This window comes from Pseudomonas sp. PS01270 (assembly GCF_029959775.1).
GTDB lineage: Bacteria > Pseudomonadota > Gammaproteobacteria > Pseudomonadales > Pseudomonadaceae > Aquipseudomonas > Aquipseudomonas atacamensis.
In genome coordinates this window covers 1-8,690 of record NZ_JASCPT010000173.1, presented here as the reverse complement: position 1 = coordinate 8,690, position 8,690 = coordinate 1, and the positions used below count along the sequence as shown (strand labels likewise).

The window sequence follows — 8,690 nt, the reverse complement described above, 5'->3', positions numbered from 1 at the left end:
CGCGAAGGCGGCGTGTCAGCCGACGAATAGTTGACTGAGCCACCGCTTTCGCGAGCAGGCTCGCTCCCACAGGTTCTTTGGTTTGACCCGAACAAATCCTTGCGTGCAGCAAAAGGAACAAGCAATGAACGATCAACACTGGGGCCTATCCATCAGTGCGGACATCGTGGTCATCGGCGGTGGCACGGCCGGCATCGGTTTTGTCGCCAGCCTGCTCAAGCGTGACCCGCAGCTCAAAGTCACCGTGATCGAACCGAGTTCACAGCACTACTATCAACCGGCGTGGACGCTGGTCGGCGGTGGTGCGTTTGATGTGAAAGACACCGTCAGGCCGATGAGCAAAGTCATGCCGCGTCAGGCGACGTGGATTCAGGCCAGTGTCAGCGCCATCGACCCGCAAAGCCGCCAACTCACCCTCGACGACCAGCGCACCGTCAGCTATCAGAACCTGATCGTCTGCCCCGGCCTGCGCCTGGCCTGGGAGAAAATCGAAGGTTTGCAGGAAAGCCTCGGTCAGCACGGCGTCACCTCCAACTACAGCTATCAACACGCCCAGTACACCTGGGATCAAGTGCAGAAACTGCGCGACGGCCGGGCGCTGTTCACCCAGCCAGCGATGCCGATCAAATGCGCCGGCGCACCGCAGAAGGCCCTGTATCTGTCTTGCGATTACTGGCGCAAATCCGCCGTGCTGAAAGACATCAATGTCGAATTCAACCTGGCTGGCGCTGCGCTGTTTGGCGTGCCGACCTTCGTGCCGCCGTTGATGAAGTACATCGAACAGTACGACGCGCAACTGGCGTTCAACTCGAATCTGGTCAAGGTCGACGGCCCGGCGAAAACCGCGTGGTTTGACGTCAAGGACGCCGACGGCAACGTCAGCCGCGTGGCAAAAACCTTCGATCTGCTGCACGTCGTGCCGCCACAAGTCGCGCCGGATTTCATCGCCCAGAGTCCGCTGGCCGATGCCGGCGGTTGGTGCGAGGTCGATCCGCACAGCCTGCAGCATCCGCGCTATCCCGAGGTGTTCGCACTGGGCGATATCTGCGGCACCAGCAACGCGAAAACCGCGGCGGCGGTGCGCAAGCAGGTTGTCGTCGTTGCGCAAAACCTGCTGGCCGCGCGCAAACAACAGCCGCTGCAGCTCAAGTACGACGGCTACGGCTCGTGCCCGCTGACGGTGGAGAAGGGCAAGGTGATCCTCGCCGAGTTCGGCTATGGCGGCAAACTGCTGCCGACCTTCCCGCTGGACCCGACCGTGGCCCGCCGTTCGGCATGGTGGCTGAAGGCGACGCTGCTGCCGTGGTTCTACTGGCACGGCATGCTCAAGGGCCGCGAGTGGCTGACGCGTCTGTCCAGGGTCGACTGAGAAAACTTCTATGTTGCTGGCAAGTCTGTTTGGCGTGGTGATGGGTTTGGTCCTCGGCCTGACCGGCGCAGGCGGCGGGATTCTCGCGGTGCCGGCGCTGGTGCTCGGGCTCGGCTGGACGATGACGCAAGCGGCGCCGGTGGCCTTGTTTGCGGTCGGCAGCGCGGCGGCGGTCGGGGCGATCGACGGTTTGCGCCATGGCCTGGTGCGTTATCGCGCGGCGCTGTTGATCGCCGCGTTGGGCGCGGTGTTTTCGCCGCTGGGGATCTACTTCGCACATCAGTTGCCGGAAAAGATTCTGATGATGCTGTTCAGCCTGCTGATGGTCCTGGTCGCCTGGCGAATGCTCAGAAAGGAGCGTCAGCAAGCGGGGCCGAGCGATCACGGCCATGCCAGTTGGGGCCAGAAAAACTGCATGCTCAACGAGCAGACCGGGCGCTTCGACTGGACCGCCAAATGCACCGCTACCCTGGCTGCACTGGGAGCGGTTACTGGCGTGGTTTCGGGTTTACTGGGCGTCGGCGGCGGCTTTCTGATCGTGCCGGCGTTCAAGCAACTGACCGATGTGCAGATGCGCGGCATCGTTGCGACGTCGTTGATGGTGATCAGTCTGATTTCCGCGATCGGGGTGATCGGCGCGTTTCATGCGGGAGTGCGTATCGACGGCCAGGGCGCGGCGTTCATTGTCGCCAGCATCGTTGGCATGCTCGTCGGTCGCAGGCTGTGCGCGCAGGTGCCGGCGCGGGCGTTGCAGGTGGGGTTTGCCAGTGTCTGTCTGGTGGTGGCGGGGTACATGTTGTTGCGGGCGTGAAGAGCAAAAGATCGCAGCCTCCTTGCACGAGGCTGCGATCTTCTCAGCGGGTTACAACACCAGGTGCGGCAGCCACAGCGAAATCGCCGGCACGTAGGTCACCAGCAGCAGCACCAGGAACAGCACGGCGTAGAAAGGCAGCAGCGCTTTTACGGTGCTTTCGATACTGACCTTGCCCACCGCCGAGCCGACGAAGAGCACGGCGCCCACCGGCGGTGTTATCAATCCGATCCCCAGGTTGACCAGCATGATCATGCCGAACTGCACGGGATCGACACCGATGCCCATGATCACTGGCATCAGGATCGGCGTGAGGATCAGAATCAGCGGCGCCATGTCCATCACCGTGCCAAGCAACAGCAGCATGACGTTGATGCACATGAGGATCACGTAGCGGTTGTCCGACAGGGTCAGGAACAGCGTGGTGATCTTCGCCGGGATCTGCATCAGGGTCATGATGTAGCCGAAGCTGGCGGCGAAACCGATCAGGATCATCACAATGGAGATGGTGCGCACCGTGCGGTGCATCAGCTTGGGCAGTTCGCTCCATTTGTAGTCGCGGTAGATGAACATGGTCACGAAGAATGACCACAGCACGGCGATGGCCGCCGATTCAGTGGCGGTGAAAATCCCCGAGAGAATACCGCCGAGGATGATCACCATCGCCATCATGCCCCACAGGGCTTCGCCGACGATCTTCAGCGCCTGGCGCATCGGAATCACTTCGCCCTTGGGGTAGTTGCGCTTTTTCGCGAAGATCAGGCACAGCACCATCAGGCAGGCGCTCATCATCAGGCCTGGGACGATGCCGGCCATGAACAGCGAAGCGATCGACACCGTACCGCCAGCGGCCAGCGAGTAGAGCACCGAGTTGTGGCTTGGCGGAGTCAGCAGGGCTTGCACCGAACCGCTGACGGTCACGGCGGTGGAGAAGTCCCGTGGATAGCCCTTGCGTTCCATTTCCGGAATCAGCACCGAGCCTACCGACGCGGTGTCGGCCACCGACGAACCGGAGATCGCGCCGAAGAACGTCGAGGCGACGATGTTGACCAGTGACAGGCCACCACGGACGAAACCTACCAGCACGCCGGCACACGCCACTAGACGGCGCGACATGCCGCCCTCGGCCATGATCGCACCGGCGAGGACGAAGAACGGAATGGCCAGCAGCGAGAATTTGTTCACCCCCGAGGCGACCTGGATCATCACCGCCTGGAAGGGAATGTCGATCCACCAAGCGCCGATCAGCGCGGCGGCGCCCAACGCGTAAGCGACCGGCATGCCGATCAGGATCAATACGATAAAACTGCCCAGCAGGATCAGAGCGTCCATTAAACGGCACCTTCACTTTCTTCAACCAGGTCGAACTGCACGACCCGACGTTTGCTCTGGTCACCGAGCAAAAGTTTTTCCACGACAAAAATCAGCGTCAGCAAACCGCCCACGGGGATCGGCAAATAGGTCACGCCAACCCGCAGATCGGGCAGGGCGGCCATGAACTGGTTCCAGGTGGACATGCACAGCTTGGTGCCCCAGATGGTCATGAAGATGCAGATGGCCGCCATCAGCAGTTGCGAGAAAATCGCTGCTGCGGCTTTCAGCTGCGCCGGCATGCGATCGGTAAGCATGGCCACGGCCATGTGTGCGCCGGCGCGGTAGCTGGCGGCGGCGCCGATGAAGGTGAACACCATCATCAGCAGGATCGCCGTCGGCTCTGGCCAGCTGGAGCCGGTGCCGAGCACGTAGCGGGCGAAGACGCCCCAGGGAATCATCAGGGAAATCGCCAGGACGGAAAGGCCGGCGACCCAGATGCACGTCATGTAGATCTTGTCGTTGATACGCAGCAGCAGATTCTTCATCGGGTTCCACCGTAACCGGGCGCGCCTGAACCGCTGGCGCGCCGGGCCTTTTTCATGAGTACGGAGCGGGAGGCGTTACTGAACGGCTTCGATCTTTTTGATCAGATCGGCATAAGGCGCGCCGTATTTCTCGCGAACCGAGGCGGTGGCTTCGTAGAAAGGTTTCTTGTCAACGGTGATGAACTCGACGCCAGCGGCCTTGAGTTTTTCTTCACTGGCAGCGGACTTCTTGTCCCACAGCACGCGCTCTTCAGCCTGGGCAGCCTTGGCGGCTTTTTTCACCAGTTGCTGTTGATCCGGAGTGAGTTTTTCCCAGGTGATTTTCGACATCACGATCGGCTCCGGCAGGATCAGGTGACCGGTCAGGCTGTAGAACTTGGCGTTCTGGAAGTGGTTGTGTTCGAGCAGGGTCGGCGGGTTGTTTTCCGCACCGTCGATCACGCCAGTCTGCAGGGCGCTGAAGATTTCGCCGGTGTCCATGGCGATACCGTTGGCACCCATGGCGTTCATCATGTCGATGAACATCGGGTTGCCTTGCACGCGAATTTTCATGCCCTTGAGGTCTTCGAGCTTGCGCACCGGTTTTTTGGTGTAGATGTTGCGTGTACCGCCGTCCATCCACGCCAGGGCCACCAATTTGAATTCGGAGTTGGTGATCTTGTCGAGAATCTCATCGCCCACCGGGCCATCGATGACGTTACGCATATGTTGCTGGTCGCGGAAAATGAACGGCATGTTGAACACGTTCACATCCGGCACCACAGGGCCGACGATACCCAGGCTGACGCGAGACATCTGTATCGCGCCGAATTGCATCTGCTCGATGACTTCTTTTTCCGAACCGAGCACGCCGCCCGGGAAGTACTTGAAGGTCAGCTCGCCGTTGGTTTCCTTGGTCAGGGTCTTGCCCATGCTTTCTTCGGCTTCCACGGTGGGATAACCCTTGGGGTGGATGTCGGCGACTTTAAGTTCCAGTGCCTGAGCGGCACCAGCGAAGGTGAACATCAGCGGGAGTGCAGCGGCGAGCAAGGTGCGTTTGAAGTTCATGAGGGGTGAGTCTCCAGTCTTGTTATTTTTGTGTTCAAGGCGCAGCGGTGCAGCAGAGGGTCTAAAGCAAATCGTTGAATTGCGGTTCGGCGAGGCCTTTGACGCCTGGCTTCAGGGCGAACACGCCGCCGGCCAGGGATTGCGGGTCGTGGTCATCGCCGGGGCGAATCGAGGCGACAAACAAGGTGTCCAGGTTGCTGCCGCCGAAGGCGCACATGGTCGGTTTCTTCACCGGTACTTCCAGCGAGAAATCCAGTCGGCCATCCGGGGCGAAGCGGTGGATCAGGCCGGCGTCGTTGGCGCAGATCCAGTAGCAGCCTTCGGCATCCACGGCAGCGCCATCGGGTCGGCCGGGGAAATGATTCATGTCGACGAAGATTCGGCGATTCGATGGCGTGCCGGTCTCGGTGTCGTAATCGAAGGCCCAGATCAGTTGCACATTGGGGTGCGAATCCGACAGGTACATGGTTTTGCCGTCAGGGCTGAAAGCGAGGCCATTGGGCACGATGAAGCCATCCAGCTGCGCTTCGATCACGCCCGTCTGCCCGGCGCTGTAGCGATAGAGCCGGCCTTCAGGCGCGTTCAGGCCCATGTTCAGCACCATGCTGCCCGCCCAGAAACGCCCTTGGCGATCACAGCGACCGTCGTTGAGGCGCATGTCGGCGCGGCTATGCTCGACGGTGGCGAGCAATTCGCTGTCGAGGCTGCCGTCGCTGTGCGGGTGCAGGCGAAAGAAACCGCTTTCCATGCCAGCGACCCAGCCACCACTGCGGTGGCGGCTGATGCAGGCGAGCATTTCCGGGGCTTTCCACGAGGCGACGTGCCCGCTGTCAGCGCTCCAGCGTTGCAGCCCGCCGTTGGGAATATCGACCCAGTACAGCGCGTTTTCCTGCGGCACCCAGACCGGGCTTTCACCGACCGCGTTGCGGGCGTCGACGATCAATTCGGCTTGCATACTCATTCCCATGGTTTTTATTGGAGGGGATCAAGTCGAACGGTCAGTCGCCGAACGGGCCTGCTGCGACGAAAGCGCCGCCCTGATAGATCCGCGCCGGATCATCGTCGGCCGGCATCGGTTGCGCTTCGACCTTGTCGCGGAACACTTCCGAGGTGTCCTTGGCTTCGAAACCGAGGTGGCTGGCGTAGCGGTTGTCCCACCAGACGTCTTTGTTGGCGGACATGCCGTAGACCACTGTGTGGCCGACATTTGGGGTGTACAGCGAACGTTCGAGCAGTTGCGTGAGATCGTCGAAGCTCAGCCAGGTGTGCATCATCCGGCGGTTCTGCGGTTCGGGGAACGAGGAGCCGATGCGGATGCTGACGGTTTCGATGCCGTAGCGATCGAAGTAGAAACTGGCCATGTCTTCGCCGTAGGACTTGGACAGACCGTAGTAACCATCGGGACGACGCGCCGAGGTGGCGTCGAGCTGTTGGTCCTGTTTGTAGAAACCGATGACGTGGTTGGAGCTGGCGAAGATCACCCGCTTCACACCGTGCTTGCGCGCCGCTTCGTAAATGTGGAACACGCCGCTGATGTTGGCACCGAGGATTTCTTCGAACGGGCGCTCGACCGAAACGCCGCCGAAATGCAGGATCGCATCGACCCCTTCGACCAGTTGATGCACGGCTTGCTTGTCGGCGAGGTCGCAGAGAACGACTTCTTCGTGGTCATCGACGGCCGGGGCGAGGGCGGCGATGTCGGACAGGCGCAGCACATTGGCGTAAGGGCGCAGGCGATCGCGCAACACTTTGCCCAGGCCGCCGGCGGCACCGGTCAGCAGCAGGCGGTTGAAAGGAGCGCGGGGGGTAGAGGTAGACGTCATGGCAATCCCTGAACACATTGTTATTAGGTTTGTTGTAGGTTGTCGTATGACTGCGCTGAAGTATCGGTAGGGTTTCCGGATCTTGTCAACGCGACTTTTGGTGTAGATGACGGAAGGGCGCGCCCAGTCCTGAGTCTGCAGAATCCTTTAGTTGGCAATGCAGTCTCCTGTGGGAGCGAGCTTGCTCGCGAAAGCGCTGCGTCATTAATAGATGAGTCGTCTGACCCGACGCATTCGCGAGCAAGCTCGCTCCCACAGGGAATATCGGTGTGGAAACTCGCTTTACAACAACGAAATCGGATAGCTGATAAAGATCCGGTTCTCGTCAAATTCGTTGGTGCTGAAGTCCCGGCGAATGGTCGCGTTGCGCCATTTCACGTTGAGGTTCTTCAGCGGGCCGCTCTGCACGGTGTAGGCCAGTTCCGATTCGCGGCCCCATTCCTTGCCGTCATTGGTGGTGGCGGTGTGCACGTTATCGCCGCTGATGTAGCGGTTCATCAGGGTCAGGCCAGGCACGCCCAGCGCAACGAAGTTGTAGTCGTGACGCACCTGCCAGGAGCGCTCTTTGGCGTTGTCATAACTGGCGTTGTAACTGTCGTTGGCCAGGGTGCCGCCGCTGGTGCCGTTGACGCGCATCCACGCATCGTCGCCGGTGAGTTTCTGCAGGCCGACGTAGAAGGTGTTGCCGCCATACTTGGCCGAGAGCAGGGCGAACGCGGTCTTGTTGTCGAGGTCGCCGGCCTGAGCGCTGCCATCTTCCTTGCCGGTGAAGAAACCGAGGTTGGCGCCCAGCGTCCAGTCGCCCATCGGCTGGCTGTGGCTGAGGTTGAAATACTGCTGCTGGTAGATGTCAGTGAGCTCGGCGTACCACACGCCGACCATGGTGCGCTTTTCGTTGAAGCTGTATTCGCCGCCGCCGAAGTTGAAGCGATCGGAGGTGAACGCACCGCGGCCGTTCATCGACATGTCTTCCATGCTCGCGTCGTTGCGCGGGCTGTTGCCACGGAACTGGCCGCCGTAGACGGTCAGGCCGTTGATCTCGGTGGACGTGATCTGGCCACCGCGAAAGGTCTGCGGCAGGGAGCGGCCATCGTCAGAGCGCAGGATCGGCAGCACGGGCATCCATTCACCGACTTTCAATTCGGTCTTTGAGACTTTGGCTTTCAGCGCCACGCCGAGGCGGCCGAAGTTGTCGGCCGGGCGCCCGTCATCATGGATCGGCAACAACTGCGTACCGCCAGTGCCTTTGCCACCATCGAGCTTCTGTGAGTACATGCCAAGGATGTCGAGGCCGAAGCCGACGGTGCCCTGGGTGAAGCCGGATTTGGCGTCGAGAATGAAGTTCTGCGTCCATTCTTCAGCCTTGCCCTGCGGATTGGCCGGGTTGACGAAGTTGCGGTTGAAGTAGGCGTTGCGCAGGTTCAGCGTGGCTTTGCTGTCGTCAAGAAAGCCTTCGGCATCGGCGCTCATCGGCAGGGCCAGAGCGAGGCTGCTGCAACCGATCAGGCTGAGGGTCGAACGCGGTTTGAAATGAGCAAAACGTGAAGGGCGGACGGAATTGCGGGCGAGTGGGCTCACTGTGACGCTCCCTGGATCGTTTGTTGTTTTTATTATTTGTCATACGTCGTCGTACAACATCGATGCGGATATTTCCCAGATTTTCGGGGATTGTCAACTGGAAGTTATACGATGACCTCCCATGCGACGCCGAACCCATGTGGGAGCGAGCCTGCTCGCGAATGCGGACTTTCCTTCAATGGAGTTGTCGACTGACACAGCGC

At 60.6% G+C, this 8,690-nt stretch carries 8 protein-coding genes; 2 read left to right on the top strand and 6 right to left on the bottom strand.

The window, feature by feature from the left end; all coding sequences use genetic code 11:
- Nucleotides 1–124: 124 nt before the first annotated feature.
- Together QMX86_RS26070 and QMX86_RS26065 are read left to right on the top strand one after the other, a co-directional pair.
- A complete protein-coding gene (locus QMX86_RS26070; RefSeq protein WP_282387213.1) occupies nucleotides 125–1,369 on the top strand; it encodes an FAD/NAD(P)-binding oxidoreductase in 1,245 nt (414 codons plus the stop codon).
- Nucleotides 1,370–1,379: 10 nt separating this feature from the next.
- Complete coding sequence (locus QMX86_RS26065) at nucleotides 1,380–2,180, top strand: sulfite exporter TauE/SafE family protein (RefSeq protein ID WP_282387211.1); 801 nt, start codon at nucleotides 1,380–1,382, stop codon at nucleotides 2,178–2,180.
- Nucleotides 2,181–2,231: 51 nt separating this feature from the next.
- On the opposite strand, the gene QMX86_RS26060 is transcribed toward QMX86_RS26065, so the two are convergent.
- From QMX86_RS26060 to QMX86_RS26035, 6 genes are all read right to left on the bottom strand, one after another.
- Nucleotides 2,232–3,512 (bottom strand): TRAP transporter large permease, encoded by a 1,281-nt coding sequence (locus QMX86_RS26060; RefSeq protein ID WP_122747276.1) that lies wholly within the window; start codon nucleotides 3,510–3,512, stop codon nucleotides 2,232–2,234.
- A complete protein-coding gene (locus QMX86_RS26055) occupies nucleotides 3,512–4,039 on the bottom strand; it encodes a TRAP transporter small permease (protein WP_024013343.1) in 528 nt (175 codons plus the stop codon). Before QMX86_RS26055 ends, QMX86_RS26060 begins: the two co-directional genes overlap by 1 nt.
- 75 nt (nucleotides 4,040–4,114) lie before the next feature.
- Nucleotides 4,115–5,086, bottom strand: coding sequence for a TRAP transporter substrate-binding protein (locus QMX86_RS26050; RefSeq protein WP_024013342.1), 972 nt, complete (start codon nucleotides 5,084–5,086; stop codon nucleotides 4,115–4,117).
- Nucleotides 5,087–5,147: 61 nt separating this feature from the next.
- Nucleotides 5,148–6,041, bottom strand: coding sequence for an SMP-30/gluconolactonase/LRE family protein (locus QMX86_RS26045; RefSeq protein WP_122703853.1), 894 nt, complete (start codon nucleotides 6,039–6,041; stop codon nucleotides 5,148–5,150).
- A gap of 43 nt (nucleotides 6,042–6,084) precedes the next feature.
- A complete protein-coding gene (locus QMX86_RS26040) occupies nucleotides 6,085–6,909 on the bottom strand; it encodes an NAD(P)-dependent oxidoreductase (RefSeq protein WP_282387202.1) in 825 nt (274 codons plus the stop codon).
- Between the two features lie 282 nt (nucleotides 6,910–7,191).
- Nucleotides 7,192–8,487 carry an OprD family porin gene (locus QMX86_RS26035; RefSeq protein ID WP_024013340.1) on the bottom strand — a complete coding sequence of 432 codons (1,296 nt, stop codon included), beginning with the start codon at nucleotides 8,485–8,487 and terminating at the stop codon, nucleotides 7,192–7,194.
- Between the last annotated feature and the right edge of the window lie 203 nt (nucleotides 8,488–8,690).